17 protein-coding genes are annotated in these 18672 nt (G+C 61.4%); 2 read left to right on the top strand and 15 right to left on the bottom strand.

What is annotated here, in order from left to right; all coding sequences use genetic code 11:
- Positions 1 to 293 precede the first annotated feature (293 nt).
- Together RMR16_RS26830 and RMR16_RS26825 are read left to right on the top strand one after the other, a co-directional pair.
- The gene (locus tag RMR16_RS26830) at positions 294 to 2351 is read left to right on the top strand and encodes a ParB/RepB/Spo0J family partition protein (RefSeq protein WP_320201743.1); all 2058 of its coding nucleotides are present in this window, start codon (positions 294 to 296) and stop codon (positions 2349 to 2351) included.
- Positions 2352 to 2413: 62 nt separating this feature from the next.
- On the top strand, positions 2414 to 2608 hold the full coding sequence (locus RMR16_RS26825) for a hypothetical protein (protein WP_320201744.1): 195 nt from the start codon (positions 2414 to 2416) through the stop codon (positions 2606 to 2608).
- 95 nt (positions 2609 to 2703) lie between these two features.
- On the opposite strand, the gene RMR16_RS26820 is transcribed toward RMR16_RS26825, so the two are convergent.
- From RMR16_RS26820 to RMR16_RS26750, 15 genes are all read right to left on the bottom strand, one after another.
- Entirely contained in the window at positions 2704 to 3300 is a 597-nt protein-coding gene (locus RMR16_RS26820; RefSeq protein ID WP_320201745.1) for a TrbM/KikA/MpfK family conjugal transfer protein, read from the bottom strand.
- Between the two features lie 31 nt (positions 3301 to 3331).
- Positions 3332 to 3859, bottom strand: coding sequence for an OmpA family protein (locus tag RMR16_RS26815; protein ID WP_320201746.1), 528 nt, complete (start codon positions 3857 to 3859; stop codon positions 3332 to 3334).
- Between the two features lie 132 nt (positions 3860 to 3991).
- Entirely contained in the window at positions 3992 to 5917 is a 1926-nt protein-coding gene (locus tag RMR16_RS26810; RefSeq protein ID WP_320201747.1) for an LPD7 domain-containing protein, read from the bottom strand.
- A 10-nt stretch (positions 5918 to 5927) separates the two neighbouring features.
- Positions 5928 to 6620, bottom strand: a complete 693-nt coding sequence (locus RMR16_RS26805; RefSeq protein ID WP_320201748.1) for a KfrB domain-containing protein — start codon at positions 6618 to 6620, stop codon at positions 5928 to 5930.
- Positions 6621 to 6707: 87 nt separating this feature from the next.
- Entirely contained in the window at positions 6708 to 9206 is a 2499-nt protein-coding gene (locus tag RMR16_RS26800; RefSeq protein ID WP_432355606.1) for a type IV secretory system conjugative DNA transfer family protein, read from the bottom strand.
- A 304-nt stretch (positions 9207 to 9510) separates the two neighbouring features.
- Entirely contained in the window at positions 9511 to 10569 is a 1059-nt protein-coding gene (gene virB11, locus RMR16_RS26795) for a P-type DNA transfer ATPase VirB11 (protein ID WP_320201750.1), read from the bottom strand.
- Entirely contained in the window at positions 10553 to 11617 is a 1065-nt protein-coding gene (gene virB10, locus RMR16_RS26790) for a type IV secretion system protein VirB10 (protein WP_432355609.1), read from the bottom strand. Before virB10 ends, virB11 begins: the two co-directional genes overlap by 17 nt.
- A 77-nt stretch (positions 11618 to 11694) precedes the next feature.
- On the bottom strand, positions 11695 to 12570 hold the full coding sequence (virB9, locus tag RMR16_RS26785; protein ID WP_320201752.1) for a P-type conjugative transfer protein VirB9: 876 nt from the start codon (positions 12568 to 12570) through the stop codon (positions 11695 to 11697).
- A complete protein-coding gene (locus tag RMR16_RS26780; protein WP_320201753.1) occupies positions 12567 to 13319 on the bottom strand; it encodes a virB8 family protein in 753 nt (250 codons plus the stop codon). The genes virB9 and RMR16_RS26780 overlap by 4 nt, the downstream gene beginning before the upstream one ends.
- Positions 13320 to 13322: 3 nt before the next feature.
- On the bottom strand, positions 13323 to 13505 hold the full coding sequence (locus RMR16_RS26775) for a hypothetical protein (protein WP_320201754.1): 183 nt from the start codon (positions 13503 to 13505) through the stop codon (positions 13323 to 13325).
- A gap of 114 nt (positions 13506 to 13619) precedes the next feature.
- On the bottom strand, positions 13620 to 14723 hold the full coding sequence (locus tag RMR16_RS26770; RefSeq protein ID WP_320201755.1) for a type IV secretion system protein: 1104 nt from the start codon (positions 14721 to 14723) through the stop codon (positions 13620 to 13622).
- A gap of 1 nt (position 14724) precedes the next feature.
- Positions 14725 to 14979, bottom strand: coding sequence for an EexN family lipoprotein (locus RMR16_RS26765; RefSeq protein ID WP_320201756.1), 255 nt, complete (start codon positions 14977 to 14979; stop codon positions 14725 to 14727).
- A gap of 62 nt (positions 14980 to 15041) precedes the next feature.
- On the bottom strand, positions 15042 to 15758 hold the full coding sequence (gene virB5 / locus RMR16_RS26760) for a P-type DNA transfer protein VirB5 (protein WP_320201757.1): 717 nt from the start codon (positions 15756 to 15758) through the stop codon (positions 15042 to 15044).
- A gap of 2 nt (positions 15759 to 15760) precedes the next feature.
- Positions 15761 to 18319: a VirB4 family type IV secretion/conjugal transfer ATPase gene (locus tag RMR16_RS26755; RefSeq protein ID WP_320201758.1), complete on the bottom strand. Its 2559-nt coding sequence runs from the start codon at positions 18317 to 18319 to the stop codon at positions 15761 to 15763.
- Positions 18319 to 18663: a type IV secretion system protein VirB3 gene (locus tag RMR16_RS26750; protein ID WP_320201759.1), complete on the bottom strand. Its 345-nt coding sequence runs from the start codon at positions 18661 to 18663 to the stop codon at positions 18319 to 18321. The genes RMR16_RS26755 and RMR16_RS26750 overlap by 1 nt, the downstream gene beginning before the upstream one ends.
- Between the last annotated feature and the right edge of the window lie 9 nt (positions 18664 to 18672).

Genomic DNA, 18672 nt, shown 5'->3' with positions numbered 1-18672 from the left:
AGCAGAAGCAAGAGCCGGCTCCAGGAGCATCTTGCAAAGCATGGGTGGGGGCGGGGAGCGAACCGCTTTTCCACATCGACGCCGTGAATATCAAGACGGGCAAACGAGTTCGGATGACAGCGGAGGCGGACACAGAGTCGGCATGCCGGACCAACTGCAGAAAGCTCACAGCGTACCCGTGGCGTCGTCTCGAACTGATCCCAGCCACCAGCTGACAGAGCACCGATTCACCGGCTTGGCGGAGCCGTCTTTTCCGCCACACACCCACCACCACCAAACGAAGGAGTTTCACGATGAACAGCAACGACAAGCCGACCATGATCCCGTTTTCCCAGCTGGCCCGCACCGACCACAACGCACGGCGCACCAACAAGGCGACGAACATCCCCGCGCTCGCCGCTTCCATCGCCGCCCAGGGCGTGCTGCAAAATCTGGTCGTGAGCCTCGCCGGGGATGGAACCTACGCCGTCCATGCCGGTGACCGCCGTTATCAGGCAATCGCGCTGCTGATCGAGCAGGGCAAGCGAACGGGCGATTTCATGGTGCCGTGCAAAGTCATCGACGTGGGCAACGCCACGGCCGCGAGCCTCGCCGAAAACACCATGCGCGAAGCCATGCACCCGGCCGACGAATTCGACGCATTCGTAAAGCTCACCGAGGAACAATTCACCATCGACCACATCGCCGACGCTTTCGGCGTGACGCCGCTGGTCGTGGAACGTCGTCTGAAGCTCACCAAGGCCGCCCCTGCACTGCTGGAAGAATTCCGCGCCGGTAAAATCACCACCGATCAGCTGATTGCGCTGTGCTCAACCGACGACCACGAAAAACAAGCCCGGGTCTGGCGCAATGCGCAGTCGTGGGACAAGAAGCCGGCCGATTTGCGCCGTTCTGTGCTGGCCGGTGACGTCGACGTGTCCACCGACAAGCGCATCCCCTTCATCGGTGGGCTGCAGGTGTATCGCGACGCAGGCGGCAGCGTGCGGCAAGACCTGTTCAGCGGCGACGGCTCCGGCGGGTTCATCACTGACCCTGTACTGCTGGACGAACTGGTGACGGCCAAGATCAACGCCAAAGCCGAGCAGTACCGCGCCGAGGGTTGGGGCTGGGTTGAGGTGCAATCGGTCCTCGACGATACCGCGATCCGCCGCATGGGTAGGATAGAAGCCGACCCCGACCTGTTGCCCGCCGACGCCAAGGCCAAGATCGAGGCATTGGATGCGGAAGCGGAACGGCTGGAAACGGACAACCGCGCCCTCACGGACAGCGATGCAGACGAATTGACGGAAGAAGAAAGCGATACCTACGACGCGAACGAAGAACGTTGCATCGACATCCGCAACGAAATCGATGACATCGAGGCTGCCGCCGCCGTATTCGCCCCCGAACTAATGGCCAATGCTGGCGTGATCCTTGCCTATGCGAATGGCGAAGTAACGATTATGAAAGGACTGGTCCGCACCGCCGACCGCGGAGCTGTGACGCAGGTAGCCGGCAGTTACGCCGTGCAAGGCGGGCGAGAAACCGAAGCGGCAGGCCGCAAAAGCGACGCGCTGTCCGACGCGCTGCGCCGGTCGCTGCTGGGGCATCGCAACCTTGCCGCACAGACCGCAACGGCAAGCCGTCCGAACGTCGCAAAAGTTCTTCTCGCGTGCTCTATGGTGGAGCGTATCCGTACCAGCTTCGGCGGCGGTTATCGCGGGGCTGGCACGCCCTGCGATTACGTCATCGGCCGGGACGGCTATGGCGGCACGCGGACCTATCACCCGATCACCGACGAAACCGGGAAGGCAGCGGGTCAAGCGTTTCTGGATCGGTGTGCCGAGACGGTGAAAGCGCTTCCGCAAGGCGAGGACGCGCTGTGGGATGCACTTGCGGCGATGCAGCCCAGTGAAATCGACAACATCATCGCCGTTGGCGTCGCCTTGTCCGTCAGCCTCGATAAGGACCACAGCGGACTTACTGCTAAGTTTCTCGCTGCAGTGGAATTCGACATGAGCGAGCATTTCACCCCGACCGCTGAAAACTATCTCGGCAAGGTCAGCAAACCGCTGATCGTGGAGGCGTTGAAGGAAGCCGGGAAGCTCAACGGCAAGGCCGACATCGATGCGCTGTTGGCCATGAAGAAAGGCGCACTGGCCACGGAAGCCGAAAAGCGTCTCGCCGGGACCGGCTGGGTGCCGTCCTTGATCCGCACGCCGAAGCCGAAGACGCCCGCAGCGCCGAAAGCCGCGAAGCCCGCAGCCAAGGCGAAGCCGGAGACGGCCGCGAAGCAGAAGAGCGCCGTCAAGAAGCCCGCGCCGGCAAAGAAGGCAGCCGCGCCCACCGCCAAGCAGAAACAGGCCGCGTAATGCCGCCGCAGCGGCCGGAATACCGGCCGCTGCCCTGCGTTCGCGAATAGGAGCCCGCCGTCATGACGAACATTGCTACCGAAAGAGACGATCCGCTCGAAATCAAACCGGACCCCAACAAGGCGGCCAGCGCCTGCCGGCAGTTGATCCGCGCCCAGGCGGGGCGCGGGCGCATCGATCGCGCACTGGCCAGCGCATTAGCTGCATTCGGCCTGCCGGCCGATTACCTGGACACGGAGGGCGGCCGCTGGAAGTGATCGGCAGCGCCAATGAGGCAAAAAAAACCCCGGCTTGATCGCCGGGGTTTTTTGTTGCGTACCGATCGCATACGCGCCGGCAATGTTGCGCCCGTTTACCGGCCGCCGTCCGCCCTCCACCGGACGCCGCCCTCGCCATTGCCGTTCCAGCCGTTACCGTCGCGCAGCTGGCTGTTGTACCTGGCCAAAGCCGCATCGTAATCAGCAGGATCGGCCCAGAAGCCACCGCGCTCCGGGTCGCCGACGTAACGGGCAACGGTGGCGTTTTCCGGATCGATATACCCATGGCCGCCGTAGGAGCCACAGTGCGAGGGTAGGCTGTTGCGAACGACCGTCCGGCTGCCATCGTCACGCCGCCACACACGCTGCGAGGCGTTGAGCGTGGCCGCGTCGCAGCGGCCCGCGCCATTGGCGATGGAATCCACCAGCGAACGCATGCTGTCGTCCTGAGACGCGGCCGGGCACAAGTTGAGGAAGTTCTTGCGGGCCTTGATCGTGTCGCTCATGCGACGCGCCGTGATGCTGAAATACTTGCGGATCGGCGGCGAGCATTCGCTCGGCCTCGATCCGGTGGACAGGCACAAAATGGCCTCGCAGGCCAGTTTCGTGTCACCCGTGAAACCTTCCGCGCTGGCAGTCGATGCCGTACCGGCCATCGCCACCGCGAGAAGCGTCGCCATTACCTTTTTCATGTCGGTCTCCTGTGACAGTTGCCGCAAGTGATCACCTGCGGATGATTTCGATGTCCACACGCCGATTGAGCGCGCGACCTCCCGAATAGTTGTTGCCGGCGAGAGGATCGGCGGCAGATGCGTAATTCGTCGTGATCGCGATCGCCGGCACGCCCTGGTGGATGAGCCAATCCCGCGCGGCCGCCGCACGTCTCGCAGCGATTGTTTCGTCGCCGGCACTCGGCCTTGTGGCGTCCGTGCGGCCGCGAACCGCGACACGGACATAGCCAGAGCGGAGAAGCGACTGCAGCTCGGCGGCCTGGCGCCGGGAAATGCGGAACCGCGCATCGTTCCACGGGAAATGGATGGATACAGTGCTCGATGCCGGCGCATTCCCCTGCAGAAGTGCAGCTTCCTGCGGCCGATCCGGAAAGACCTGCATCGCCAGGGCGTGCTGATCGCGTGGGGTATTGATTTTGACCCGATCACGGCCGTTGACGGTCGGCGGCTTTGGCGCGGATGCGCAAGCCGCCAACATCGAGGCAACCGCGATGGTAAGAACCAGACCGTGAATCTTCATTGCGTCTCCGTTGTCGCGTTAGTGGTGACGCCGGCAGCACGTCGACGAGCTGCGGCTGTCACCAAGAGAAGGGAAGGGGAGTGGTGACGACGGATCCGCCTCGATCGGAGATCCGCGTCACCAGGTCATGCGCTAACGGGTGCGCTCCGCTTCGCGCTCGACCTGGGGCCGGGCGCGTTCCGCGCCGCGGTCTTGCGCCGGCGCGTTATGGTCGAATACGCGGACTGGCGGTAGCCGTCCGGCCTTGTCCTCGCGATCAACTCGATCATTGATCGCCTGCAGTACCAGCTCGCGATGCGCTGGATCTTTCACTTTGTCGGCCATGACCGCAGCCGCGACGGCTTTGACAATCGAAGCCCGCTCGCTTTCCGGTGCCTTGGCCATGTCCCAACTGTTTCGGCGCGTGTCGATCGGCTCGACGCCGATTACCTTGCCCTTCTCATCGCGCTTGTTCGCCTCGACCGTCACGTCCTTGTCGCCGGCGAATGCGACCTTGATCGCCTCGCCGACTTTCACGCCGCTTTCCGCGAATGAGCGCTGCAGATCCTTGCCCCAGACAGTTTCCGCGCCCTTGGCGGTGGCCAGGGTGACGAAGTAGCTGGGCCGCTCTTGCGGATCGTGCTTGTAGTTCGCTGCACCATGAGCGAGCAGGATGCCCGCGTAAGCCCTTACAGCGCTCTTACCGGCCTGTTGGTCCTGCGAGGACGCTCCTGAGGCCTGCAGGCCGCGAGCAGGCTCCTGCGCACGCTGGGGAGCTTCCTGCGGCCGCTGCACGGCTTTGTCGGCGCCGCGGTCGGCCTGCACCCGCTCCGGCACTGCCGCGACCACGTTGCGCTCTTGCCGCTCGCGCATCGTGGCCAGATCCTGCAGGTCCTGTTGCTGCGGCTTGTAGCCCTTGACCTCCATTCCGCGAAGGCTGGCTTCCAGCCACGCCTCGCGGCGGAAATCCGGATGACCCGACACGGAAATGGTCTTCCAGCCCTTGGCGTCGGCCATCGTGACCATAGCCTTCGCCACCCGGTCATCGTTGGTTGCCGTCTTGAGGGAATCGCCGGCATCGCGGAATGCCGTCTTAGCCGGCTGATCCTTGAAGCGGAATTCAGACCCATGCACGCGAAATTGCGAATGGATCCGCTCCGTCAGCTCGATGCGCCGATTCTTCTCATCCTCGGTCATCACCAAAGGCGAGAAATCCGGCTTGCGGCCAGCCAGCTCGTCCAGGTCGTTCCCACGATCACGCCGCTTCGCATCTTGTTCGAGGAACGCGACCCGCTGCGCTCCGGCTTCCATTTCACCGCGGTGACGATCGCGCTCGCGCTGGGCTTTAGCGGCATCCAACGCTTCACCCACGTCGATATCGCCGGTCTTCGCTCGATCAAGATCGACCTTGATCACGTTGGGCTCTTTTTCGCGGAGCACTTCCTGGAACGTCGATCGGCCGTGATAGCGAGTCTGTTGCTCGACATTCGGGCCTAATCCGCGGTCATCGTAGTCGGCGGCGTAATCCTTGATCTTGTTGTCGATCACGCGGAACTCGGAACCCTGCAGATAAAGCCGATGCGCTTCGTGCGCATCGTCCGTGGTCAACAGATCGCGATAGAGGCCTTTCGCGTCCTTGGCCTGCACGGTCCATTGGCCGTCCTCCTGCAGCGCAGGATGCCGCTGCTGCATGCCCTCACGAAATGCACCGGCGCGAGCGGCCTGGGCGTCACCGGCATCGCGTGCGGCCTGTTCGGCCGCCCGGCTGGCCAGCTCGGCTGGACTGAGGCCGTAGGCGTTTGACAAGGTCTCGCCGGTCAACGTGCCGCGCTGCTCTGCTCGTTCGCGGATTGCCTTGCCGTTGGCTTCGCCGACGGTGCTATCGAGGGCGCTGGCGTCAAGATCCTTGAACCGCGCCACCTGCTTTCCACCAAGATGGAAAGACACGGTGAAGGCCTCGCCGCCCTCGCGCTCGGATCGCTCGAAACGGAGGGAGGTTGCGGGCTTGTCGTCGATCATGGTGACCCCGAAGGCTGGCCGGAGGCCAGCCTCGGGGGCGTCGTTCGTTAACGTCGCCATGGTCATATCCTCAGCGGTCTTGCGACGGTTGCGGCTTGCCCTGGGCCTGCTGCGGCGCTTCCTGCGCCTTGGCCGACTTCTCAGGCTCGGGTTTCGCCTTTTCCGGATCGGTCTTCGACGCTTCCGGGCGATCCTTCTGCAGCTCGGAGACGACCCGTTCCGTCACCTTGTCGAAATGCTTTAGGAATTCAGCACGCTGCTTCGGGGAGCTGATGTTCTGCTCGGCGTACTCCCTGGCCATCTTGGTATACAGCTCGGTCATCGTCGCTTGGTAAAGCGACTTGCCGCCTTCACGCTGCTGTTGCTCTTTTTCGGCGTTGTGCGGATACATCGCCGCGCCCTTGTCGGCATCACGGTAATGGATCTGCACGTTCCGGCCGCCCAGGTCGTTGTTCGCGGCACGACTCAAGAGCGCCGCGCCCTTGATTTCGACCTCAGAACGATCATGGACGATCGCCGTCTTCTCGCCCTTGCCGATCGCCTGGACGATGAACTTGTCGTCCGCATGGACGACGCGGCCCTTGTAATTGCCCCCGTCCTTGGCCGGGTAAACGTCTGCAGCCGTGCCCATTTCCTTGGCTACGAGCTGCCGGATCGGGGTAGGAATCTCGGCGGGGTCCATACGGTATTTCGGCGCTTCCTTTGCATTATCTTTGCCGGCGCCGGTGCTGCTGGTGGGGGCGGTGTTGGTCTCACTGGTCATACAGGTGTCTCCTAGTGGTGGGCATTGCCCGCTTCTGCGTCCTGACCGGAATGGCAGGATCACGAAGATCAAAGAACCTAGTTGCGGCTAGTGTCCTGTCGCAATTTCGGGTCTGTCAAGAACGGATAAATCTAGAATCGAATCGTTACTTGGAAACTCGTCCGGCTCTACTTCAAGCCATTCGGGTTCATCTTGCACGAAATCCGGAACGTCATCCGGCATATCGTCAGATATTTCGCTGACATAGAGGTCAGCCATGTCGATAGCCGGGAGAACGTCGCCCGGCTCGTCTTGCGCCTCGCCCTCGGCAATCGCTGGCTGTTCGGCGGGAAGATCATCGCTCGCGGATGTTTCCGCATCGAGCGCGGCCAGCTCGGCCACAGAGGCCGGCGAAGACGAGCCATCGCTATCAACGTCGTCATCGCTCTCGTCCTCGGATGGACGCTCGATCCCGTTTGCCGCGAAGAGCACATCAAAAAACTCATGCACGGTGCTTTCCACGTCCGCTGGCGTAGCGCCCGCCTCAACGACTGAAATCGCGCCGGTGTCCAGGGCAAGGCGGCTTAGGTCCACACCACCGGCAAGGTCAGCCGTCGTCGCCTCACGGGAGCGATTCTCGGTAAGCGCCTGGTGCAAGTCGAAATCTAAGGTCGGCACGGCTGCCGCCAGCTCGCCGGCGCCCCAGGCTGTTTCGAGCTGGGCGCGGCTGGGCTTCGCCGGAGCCAATAACCCAAAGAAGCGCGGCGGATTCACCAGCGACGGCGAAACCTCGCGAAGACGCGCGAGGAACACTTCATCCTCGTAATAACGAATTTTATCGCAGAGGATCGGCTTCGTATTTTCGAGATTGATGATTTGCTTGCTCTGGCTCAGCTCCTTCAGCTCCTGCGGCAGCATGAGCGGTCGCCGCTGGTCGGAGACGGATTCACTGCTGCCCGGGCGGCCCGCAAGCTGCCGGCTCTTCGATGTCGCGCGAAATGTGTAGGTGCCGAGCATTGCGGAATACTCGTCCGCATCGCGCTGTTCGCGTGGCGTGTAGAGGATTTGACACGCATGGTTGGTTATCAGCGTCCGGGCGCTTTCCTTGCCGTAACCCTTTCGGGGTTCGGCTTCGAGCTGGCCCGGCGACTGGATGATTGACATCAGCCGCATGCCGTAACCCGCCATGTAAGCGTTCGACTTATCGATGACGGCAATGCGGCCGGGAGCCGCGAATTCGTCCATCAACAGAAGACATTGGTATTTCAGGTCAGGCCTAGAACCGAGCACATCATCGGTGTTGAGGTTGATCAGCTGGGTGAAGAACAGGTTGAGGATCAATTCCGCCTCAGCCAGCTTGTTGGCCGGAATGCACAGGTAAATCGACATGCGGCGTTTGCGCACGTCGCGCAGATCGAAATCGTTGCCGCTGGTGGCGGCGTCGAAAATCGGACTCGCCCACAGCGTAAGCGGAGCATTGAAGGACGCCATGATGCTCGAAAGCGTGTTATCCGAAGTCCCGAGAAACCGGCTCAATGCGTCGAGACAGGCAGACGTGAGTGGTGGGTCGCCAACGCCGTCCCAAACCTGTAGCGGTAACATCTTTGACGCATGGTCCACCTCAGCGCCTGCAGCTTCAAGCGCCTCGATAAGCGCGAGCGCAGCATCTTTTTTTAGCTCCTTGGCGATAACTACGGGTTTCTTCTTCTTTCGCGCCGATGGCACGTCATCGAGCAGCATTTCCGCGTCTGGCCTATCCATGCCGAGTTCATCGCGCAGAACGTCGATTACGGCCTCGTCGTCATCGCCGACGTCGAGCACCATCACGTCCAGGTGTTCGCGGAAATTCCGGGTGTTGACGATGCCTTGCAGGTAGTCCTTTACGGGCATGCCCTTGCCGGATGACTGGCGCAGCATTTCGCCGATCGTGCGCGGCAGGCCCTTGGTCTCGAAAACCATCAGGCCGATCCCGAGGAACAGGTTGCGGGCGGCTTCATCAAAGAACGGATCTTTGCCGGCGCCAGGGTAGAGCGCGGTTGCGATAGCAAGCAGTTCCGTTACCTGATGGCGCGGATTGTCGCTGACATAACCCAACGGGTTATAGCGATGCGACTTACCGTTCAGATCGAACGGATTGAACAGAAAACACTCCTGCCCGTGGCGAGCGCGATAGCCTGACGTGATCGCGTGGTTCTCGCCCTTCACATCCAGGACAACAAGCGACTGCGGCCAAGCGAGCAAATTCGGAATCACGATGCCGACGCCCTTACCGGAGCGCGTTGGCGCCGCCAGCAGCACGAACTGCATGCCGCCGAATGTCAGGAACCGCTTGCCCAACCGGCCGACGATGATTCCGTCGTCACCGTCTGAAAACAGCCCAGCGCGGGCGACTTCTGCAGGGCTGGCAAACCGTGCCTCGCCGTAGAGAGCGCGGCGCTCGCGCATCGCGCCGAAGATTGCAGCGGCAATGAGCCCGAATACTGCGAAGAACGAAATGCCTGCAGCAGCAAGCAGGCGTTTGGCGACAGCCGGATCGCCCTTGTAGGCCTGCCAATAGGTCCACCAGGTCCAAAGATCCGTCTTGCCCATCGGATTGACCTTGGCCAAGCCGAAGAAAACGAAACCGGCGACCCACATCGCACCGACGCAGGCGGCCGCGAGTGCGACGAGAACGAAAATGACCTTTGCAGCGGTGGCGGGAGTCATAGGATCCTCAGTAGGGAAATGGCGCTGAAATTGTCTTGGTGACGGATCCCGCCGGCGATCGCGCGGCCGCCGTCACCAATCCAAGGGCGCAGATGGAAACGGCCGCACCCCGAGCGGGTGCAGCCGTCTGTTGCGGCAGTGGTGACGCCGGCAGCGCGTCGACGAGCTGCAGGCGTCACCATCGTGGCGGGTGAACCGCGGGCCGTCATTTGCCGGAGCCCGCCATGGCTTCGCGCTTGCGCTCAGGCCGGTAATAAATCTCGGTGATATGTCGGCCGCGGCCGCCGTCTACGTCATTGGTCACATGCACGACGACGTCGACCAGCAGATAGAGCAGGCGACGGATCGCATCGAAGGGCAGCTCTCGCCCCTGCCTGTTCTGTTGGACCATCAACGCAAGCCGCTCGAAGGTCAGATCGCACGAACCGGCATGGCAAGACGTAATGCTGCCCGCGTGGCCGGAGGCGGCCACATTGAGAAAATCATATGTCTCGCCGCTCCGCAGCTCCGCGAGAAGGATGCGCGTAGGCTTCATGCGCAGGCAACTTTTCAGGAGCGATGCCGCATTGACCTCGGCATCCTCCTTGGCGGCCGCCGGATAGAACAGATGGACGTGATTGGGATGGTCCGGGAGGAACAGTTCCTGCGTGTCCTCGATGGTGATGATCCGCTGTTCCGTAGGAATCTCACGCATGAGTGCCTTCATGAGCGTGGTCTTGCCGGACCCTGTCTCGCCTGCGACGACGATGTTTTTCTCTTGCTTGACCGCAAGGCGTAGGAAGGCGAGGTAATCGCCGGAGCTGTGCAATTCCTTCAATTGCTGCTCGGCACTCGTCAGGCCCGAAGCGGCGGGCCTCACGTGTTGGAAGAAGCCCGCCTTCTCGTAGTCGTCGAGCGTGTGACTTGCCTTCGACGGCTTCCGGATCGTGTAGGCGTATGTGTAGGCCTCGCATGCCGGCGGCCGCACAATCTGGATGCGCTGCTCACCGGGGAGCATGCCGGACAAGATCGGATGACTATCGCTGATGTCCTGGTTGCCCGAGAACTTGGCGACCGCAGTCGCCAAGCCCGAGCAATGGTCCAACGTCATGGCGGGGCAATCATGGCGTTCCCAGTGGCTGGCCCGCTCGATGAATACCTCGCCAGGCCGGTTGACACAGATTTCGGTAATGCTCGGATCTTCCATCCACGCATTGAGCGGTTCGAGGTACGACAGGACCGAGGTAGCGCGGCTGAATTCCAGAACTTCACCGGGGTTCGACACGGTACACCCCCGAAAAATCGAGATCGCGAGCGATGAAGATGCCGACCTGCTCACCCTGATTTTTTGTCAGCGTCGGCGGAATGTTGATGGTGCTCTCCAACGCGGTATTGGCCATCTCCGACGCTGCGTCCGACGTGTTGTCGGTCTGGATCGTCTGCGACTGTGACGAGGACGACCGCTGCTGCGTCGCATAGGCCGCTGCGTCATCGATGATGCTGAGAAGCATCGCGCCGCCGAAGCGTTTCCAGAAGTGCGTATTGACGTGGCCGGGGACACCCGCGCCGCCAAGGGCATCCGTCGCGGGAGAATCGAGGTCAACAACAACGCCGAACGGGGTCTTGATCCGGGTCCAGAGAACATAGATGCGCTCCATGCCCTGTTTCATGTTGGCCTGGTACTCGCCCGTCACGATCGAGCCGCGTTCGACCAGCAGCACCTTGCCGTTGTCGCTGAAAACATCGCGCGTCACGCGGCAGGCGGTCATGCCGGGGACCGTGGAATCGAGGCGAGTCTGCAAGGCGCAATTGATGAACGCGCCTTTGGCCAGAATGTAATTCCGGTTGCCGAGCATCGAAGCATTGCGCTTCGGCGTCTTCGTCCCCGTCAGCATCCCATCGAGCGGGCCGCCGCGAGTGTCGGCTGCAGCGTCTGTCGCAGGATCAGCGGCCGTCGTCGTCGCGGTAACCTGACTGGGCGTCCCTTCGATCATGAGCCCGGAGACAGACTTATCCAGGGACGCGGGAGGCGGCCCTACCGGCAGCCCGTCCGTGCTCGTTTCTGTCGTCGTCATGGTGCCAGGCAGAGCAGGCTGTGTATCGGCAATGGCCGGTACCACTGCCGGCTGTTCGGCTTCCGGGATGACCGGAGCAACGAACTTCCGCTCCGGAACTGTCGATTCCGCGGCCTTCGTTTCCTTGACCGGCGCGTCAGCGCTCTTGCTCAATGTCCAGGCCGCATAGGCGGCCACAGCCAGGAGAATAAACAGGAAGAAAACAGCGACAAGAGCGCGGCCGCGACCCGATCGCTTTACCGCGTTGACGCTGGGCATTCCTCGATCGCCGTCGAGTGCGGCGACTTCTTCGTCGCGGCTGCCCGGATAGTGCGAACCACCCTGTCCGGTAATCGTCATTTCGCTTCCTCCGCAATGATGGTGCGCTTCACGCCAGGAACCGTCGTTCCGTCCTCTGCAGGCCGGCCTTGCGGATCGAAGCGCTCGTTGTAGATGCCGACGACGGACTGCCCGAGACGCAGCACAAGCGACTTCGCCACGCGATGCACGACCAGGATGTCAGTGGCGGCAGGATCCACGTGCGTGTCGATGATGGACTCGCTGCCGTCGTCGGCGACGATGTAAACGGTGGGGAAATCGCGATTGCCCGGGAACCGAATGTAGGTGAAACGGCCATCGTCATAAGCGAGGCTTGGCGCGATACCGGACGACTTCTTGCCGACCTGCATCGTGTAGTGCCAGTTGACCGGCGAAGCCTTCGCCGACAGGCGGTTATCAACCTCGCGAGTGCGCGCTTCAGCTTCCGCCTTTGCGCGTTCTTCGCCCGGATAACGGAATTCGACACGATAGGCCGCTGCCTGATTCTTCGCAGGCTCACCGCTGCTATCTCCGGGCAACAGCTGGAGGTCGAAGTCGTAGATACGGAGCGTGGTCGTCACCATGAGATTGGTGTTCCACTTTCCGGATTCGGGCCTGAGCACTTCGGTGTCGCTGATCTTCACGGACTTCGGCTTGATGAAGAGCATGTTGCCGGCAGCCTTGAATTCCCATCCCTCGGTGAAGCCTGATGCGCCGCTGACGACCTGTTCGCCCGGCGCGAAGACGATGCGGGAGCCAAGGCCCGGGAGCGTCCGGACGAGAACAACATCGCCGGCGTTGTAGTTCACGTACTGGATTCGCGCGTCGTAGCGGGAGCCGGTAGGAACATCGACGGCAAAGGCGGTTCCCGTCATGGCGAATGCCATGACGGCCGCGAGGACGAAGGCCTTCATTGCGTACCCCCGGCCAATTCGGCGTCAGCGCGGTAGCTGGTCACACGGAAGCCGAACGGATTGATCAGCTTGGTTGATTCCCGCCCGAAGGTCGCAGGCTTGAATTCGTAACCGATCGTTGCGACCCAGACCTGCGAAGTGCCGGGGCTGGACGCATCGGTGACGCGCTTCGTCGTCTTCACGAAGCGGACAGTGCCGATGTTCTTGCCACTGGGGACGACGCTGACAATCTTGATTGTCTCGCGAATAGTTGCGCCGTTGCGCTTGTCGAGCGCGTTCTCACCCTCGAAGAGCTTGGCGTAGGCCGCACCGACTTCGGGCGACGAAAGCAAGCCGACCGTGTCGTAATCTTTTTGGATCGTGTACCAGTCGTAAGTCTCGCGAGCCTGCACGTACTGGCCAAGCCAATACTTATCGTTTGCCTCGCCAAAACTGACTGTCTGCTCGTCGACGGCAGTCATGAGGTCCGGGCGGCCGGTCTTCTGATCGACCAGCCAGACATACGGTGTGTTTTCTTTCAGCGGCATCATCACGACGATCGCAGCGCAAGCAGCGAAGAGCGCAAAGACCAGAAATTTAACGACCCACCAGGCGCGGCGTTCGCTTCGCGCATTGAGCCGGTTGATACTCTCCTCCCAGCTGATAGCGCGTGCGAAATGAGTGTTTTCAGCGGTGGTTGCGGCAGCCTGCTGCGCGCCCGCTGGGCTCTGAGCAGCTTGGGGCTGCCTATCCTTCGAAGATCCGAGCATTGGTTACTCCCCCGGCGTGGTGATGGTGGGTGTGGTGCTTGCCGGAACGGCGTACGGAACCGTCTCCGGAACGACTTTATTGACCGGCACGCGAGGCATGCCGTCGAGAGCTGGGATGCTTGCCTGGGTGCTGACGCACCCGGATAGCAAAGCGCCGAAGATCAGCGCGGTAATCGCTTGTTTCATGTCTGCTTCCTGAAATGGTGGGTGGCCGATCTGGTGCATTGCGGTCGCGCCGCAATGATACATCTTGGCTAGCTTTAAGTGCTAAGAAGCCACGTTATGACGCTGGGCATATCGCTACTGCCCTCGCATTTTTCCGCCCTTGGCGGGGCCCCAATGCGCGAACATGTTCGAAAAGACTTCTTGTCGATAAGCCGGATTCCACATCGTGTTACCGGCCGCGAGGTGGTTAGTTCGGCCAGCCGTAACCATCATCCCAGACTGCATATCGCGACGAGTGCTCGTGGGATTGACGACGCCAGCCGCCGCGCGGCCCACGCTCGCAGGACTAGAGAGCGCCCTTGCCGTTCCGCTTGCAATGTTGCTGAGTGTGATCGCAGCGCTGGACATGCCGCCCGCCAAGCCGGCCGCATGCGACTTGACCTCATAGAGCAGGATCAGCATCACGATCGTGATGCCGGAGAGCCGCAGAGCCGCGAAAAACGGACTGTCCGCACTGCTGTTGATGTCGGTCGCCGAGACTACGATACCGAACATTTTCAGCGCGAACGCCAACACGGCCGAGATAAGCGCAATGGTCAGAATCGTGGTCATGATCGAGCCGAACCAGCGATCGAAGAACCCCCGCGTGGGCGTCCACATGAGAAACATGACAAAGAGCGGGCCTATGCCGAGCAACAGCTCCAAGAGGGTCTTGGCCACGATGATCATGGCTCCGCCCGGAATGGCGAGAACCATCGTGGCCACCGCGATGACGATGGCGACGATATATTCGCCAAACATCATGCCCATCTCGGTAACCCCGCGATTGCCGGCACTCTCCCAGGCTTCACCCGATAGCGTCCAACCCTGGCGAACCGACTCGTCGATCATCGCGTAGACGTTCGCAGGCGCCGTGCCTTGCTGGCCGGCAAAGGCCTGCGTCAAGCCGGTTTCCAGATCGCGCACGCCGCCGGCTACGTTATCGAGATAAAACCCCGCGTTTAATGCGAATGCCGCGATGATCGCGAACTTGCCGGCAGACAGCAGGATCGTGCCCATGCTGCCCTGAATCTTGCCGAAGATGATCAGATAGCCGAGGTAAGCGTAATACACGGTCGTCAGAAGCACAGCCGTAGCCGTCACCTTGGCGATGATCGCCGGCGCCGTCGAATTCACATAGGCATCCATCCCGTTTGTGATGGATGTCCCGATGAACTGAAAAATCATGGGATCGTCCATATCAGCCGCCCCCGCTCTTCTGCAGCGGCGCAAGCGGCGCGATACCCGTCCGTGCGTTGTCCAGCTGGTTTTGCGCGGCCTGCGCATTAAGGCAGTTGGCCGTCAGCTCAAGTTCGCCGAGGTTGGCCTTGCAATCTGCCAGCATGGCGGCCCGCTCCGGCGCATGGTCCTTGTACCATTCGACCGTCTGCGTCGGCGCGGCGTCGCTGCAGGCGGCCAAAAACAGGCACGCGATAAGCGCAATGTTGATTTTCATGGTGCAACCTCCGTCGAATGAGGATGCCGGCGAGAGCCGGCATCCAGGGTGATGCTGCAGGGTCAGAACGTGGCCGGCTGCAGAGGAGCGACGCCCTTGCGGGCATTGGCCTTGGCGTTGATTTCGCGGCGCTGCTGTTCGAGCACCTTGTCTTCAGCCGCCGAAACCATCGCGTAGAGCTGCATTTCCGTCTGCGAGTTCGCGATGGCCGCCTGTTCGGTGGCAATGCGGGCCTGCAGCTCAGCGATGGCCTTCGGATCGGTCGTGGTGCTGATCGCGCCCATAAGCTGGTTGATCTGCGTCAACCGCTTCTTTGCGGCGTCGAAGGCGTCCATGACGTTGCCCTTGTCCTGGGCACCCTTCACCGCCATTGCCTCGCAGGAGCGCTTGCTCTCCACGCTCACGATAGCCTGGCAGGCGTCGTAGATCTTCGCCTGCTGGTAGACCTGCGCACCGCGGCCGGTCAGCCCCTGCGAACCGCCGGAACGGACGGAATCGTAGACGGACTGCCATTCCTTCGGGAGGTAGTCCTTCAGTTCGGGATTGTTGAAAACATCGCCGAGGTTGCGGGTGCCGGTGACAGCTTTGTACTGCTGTTCCAACTGGGTGATCTGAGCTTCCATCTGCTTGTACTGCTCGACCCACTTCTTAATCGTCTCGATTTGCGCGAGCTTGGTCTGCGAGTTGAGCATGGCATCGGTCACCGGGATCTGCGCGTGCGCGCTCACGGAGACCAAAGCCAGCGCACACGCCAGCGATAGCGTTTTCAGCGTTTTCATTGCTATTTCCTCATGTCAGGGGTTCGGGACGATGCCTTCCTCGCCGCGATGCGATCGAGGTAGACGGGAATCCACTGCGCAGGATCGTCCCCGACGTGCGCAATGACCTCATCCAGCACCACGTTGTTAGCCGTGTCGCCGGACAGGATGCTCAATTCATCATCGAAGCCGCGCAGATCGAGCTGGCACAGCATCGACTGGCCATTCTGCTTGACCAGGAACATGCGGCTCTTCTCCGGAAGCTGCCGGATACAGTCGAATTCTTCGACCGTGCAGCCAAAGCCATCGACGTATTCCGAATAGATGCCGTCCGGGTTCGGAAGAAAAATCTTCGTTGCCGTCTGCTGGATCAGCTGCGCGGCGATCTTCGACTTGAGCAGCATGCTCGGCAGCTGGCTGGCGAAGACGCCGAGACCATTCTTCTTACGGATCGTCAGCTGATTATTGCCGGTGAACTCGGACATGGCCTCAGCACCGCGGCCCTCACGGGCCTCGATCCACTTCCAAACCTCGTCGATCCAGTAGATGAAGCGGCGGCCGTCGATGACCGACTCCATACGATGGAGCAGGTACATCGAAATCGGGGCGCAGGTGTCCGGGTTGTCCAGGAAGTCCGTCCCATCGAACCCGTAATTGTCGTGCGTCGTGAAATCGATCTTGTCTGTCGTGTTGTCGAAGACCCACGCGAGCGTGCCGCGTTTGCCGTGTCCGTCATCGATGCACCACTTGGCCAAACGCTTGGCCACGCTGTTTTCACGGTCCTTGGCATCGCCGCCTTCGGTGATGTTCTGCAGGACGATGGAGAGACGCCGGGCGCCTCGCGGAATCGATGGCGACATGACCTGCCGGACGGCATGCGAAATGCGCGAATCGTCGGCGACGCTGATCCGATCGCCGCCCTCGGTCACCAAGACTTTCACGAGGCGTTCGAGGAACTGGATATTGCTTTCGGTCGGCTCGATCTGGAACGGATTAAACCCTGTCGGTTCCCCGTTCTTGATCGTCAGATACTTGCCGCCAATCGCAAGGATTGTCGCCTTCGCGCCCTGGTCCTTGTCGAAAAACACATTGGTGAAGCGGTCTCCGTGCCGGAACTTCTGCGCCATCGCGAGGCAGAAATTCATGAGTACCGTTTTGCCGGTGCCCGACTTGCCGATGATCGCGGTATTGCCCAGAACCTTTTTATCAAACGCATCCTCCGCACCGTCAGAGGCGTGGAAATTCAAGAACGCCGGCTGGCCGGAAGGCGTCTTGAGCATCGTGATTGCTGGCCCCCACGGATTGCCGTCGCGCTTGCCGGCCCGGAAATTGTGGAACGGTGCAAGGCCCGCGAAATTCTGCGTCGTCAGGCGAGCCACGCGCGGCCGGTACTGCCACGTCGCCGGCAGCTGGGAGTAAAACGCCGCATCCGTCGCGGTCGTCGCGAGCGCAGCTAAAAAGCCGGCATTCTGCAACGTCGTGAGTGCCGCTGCAGCATTGCGGCGCACCGATTCCATGCCGGAAATGCCGCCTTCCTCGCGGCCGAAAACCATCAAGCCGTAGTGGTATTCGCCCATCGCGAACTCGCCGTCGATAAGCTGATCGAGTGCAACATCGAGCTGCCGGATCTGCGACGTGCCGGCGTCGTCCATGTTGGCCATCCGCTGGCGCTGCTTCTCCAGGAAGTCCTTGGCGTCATATTTCGGAATGAACGAGAACGACTGCGTCTCCACGAACTCATAGTCCGAATACATCAAGCCGTTCAGGATGCCCGGTTCCGTCGAACTGTTGTAATCCTTGAAGTCGATGGCCCGCGCATACCGGGTCTGCAGCGGCGCGTTGATCTGTATCGTTTCGGTGCCGACATGCACCATGGCATTGCCCAGGTATTCATTGAGCGGTGCCTCTGGCACTCGTACGGGCTGCATCACGCCCGTGATCAGGTAATTGTAGAAAGCCAGCTGGGACGAAAGCAGCGCGCCATCGGCGCCGGTGTAGGTCCGCAAGCGCTCGATGCCGCGCCTGTCATTGCCGTAATCCTCCATGCTGGATTCAAACCGCCCACAAAGCTCATCGAGCTTCAACAGAACGTCATCGATATCGGCCTTTGCTTCTGCCGGGCTGCGCTTGGCCGCCCGAGTCAAGAGACCGCCGGTGCGTGACAGCTCGCGGCGGTAAACGATGGTCAGGTAAAGCTCATTTGCCATGATGCGATACGCGCCCTGATCGCCCTCGCGCGTGCCGTCGAACGTCTGGTAATACCTGTCGTTCAACGACTGGCAGAACGAGTTGTCATAGATCGCCGACAACGTATCTGCCGACCGGCGCCGGACCGTATGCTTCCAGATCGCAACGTGTGGCGACGCTATCGAGCGCAGGAGGGTGTTGAGCTGTTCCTTCCGGCGCAAAATCTCGTTGACGTCTGCTGCCTCGAAAGCGACACCCGGCACGCGATAGGTCCGCATGTAGGCGTTGCCAACAGTGCTAACCGTGTCCGGAGCCACAAGGCTCCGGAACGGAATGAAATCCTGCAGGGCGCGAACGCCCCGCAGTTCTGCGTCGTATTTCACGGCGGCGTTCATCAGTCGGATCTCCGCTTGGTATAGGCAAGGGGGCTGTAGGACGACGCCTGCCAGAAACGCCCTGTGCGATTGAGGTGAATGAGGCGAAAGCGCAGCTTGAGGCCCAGCAGCCGGAACTTTTGATCGTCGTCCTTAACCATCGCCCGCATGATCGCGACCGAGGCCGGAACGGCGAGGATCAGATAAAACGAGACCCAGAACGCCAGGAGCATGAGTGAGCCTGCGACGAGAATGCACGGCACCACGGGAACCCCGAACAACATCGGTGGCCGCGTGCAGCCCTTGAACAGCGGGTCGCCCCTGTACCCTGCCGCGTAATCGTCGGGGCTCCGTGGTGCCGTCATGGTCGCGGC

The organism is Agrobacterium sp. rho-13.3 (assembly GCF_033957765.2).
Taxonomy (GTDB): Bacteria; Pseudomonadota; Alphaproteobacteria; order Rhizobiales; family Rhizobiaceae; genus Agrobacterium.
Note: the sequence above shows the minus strand (reverse complement) of the source record. Positions and strands in the feature narration are given on the sequence as shown.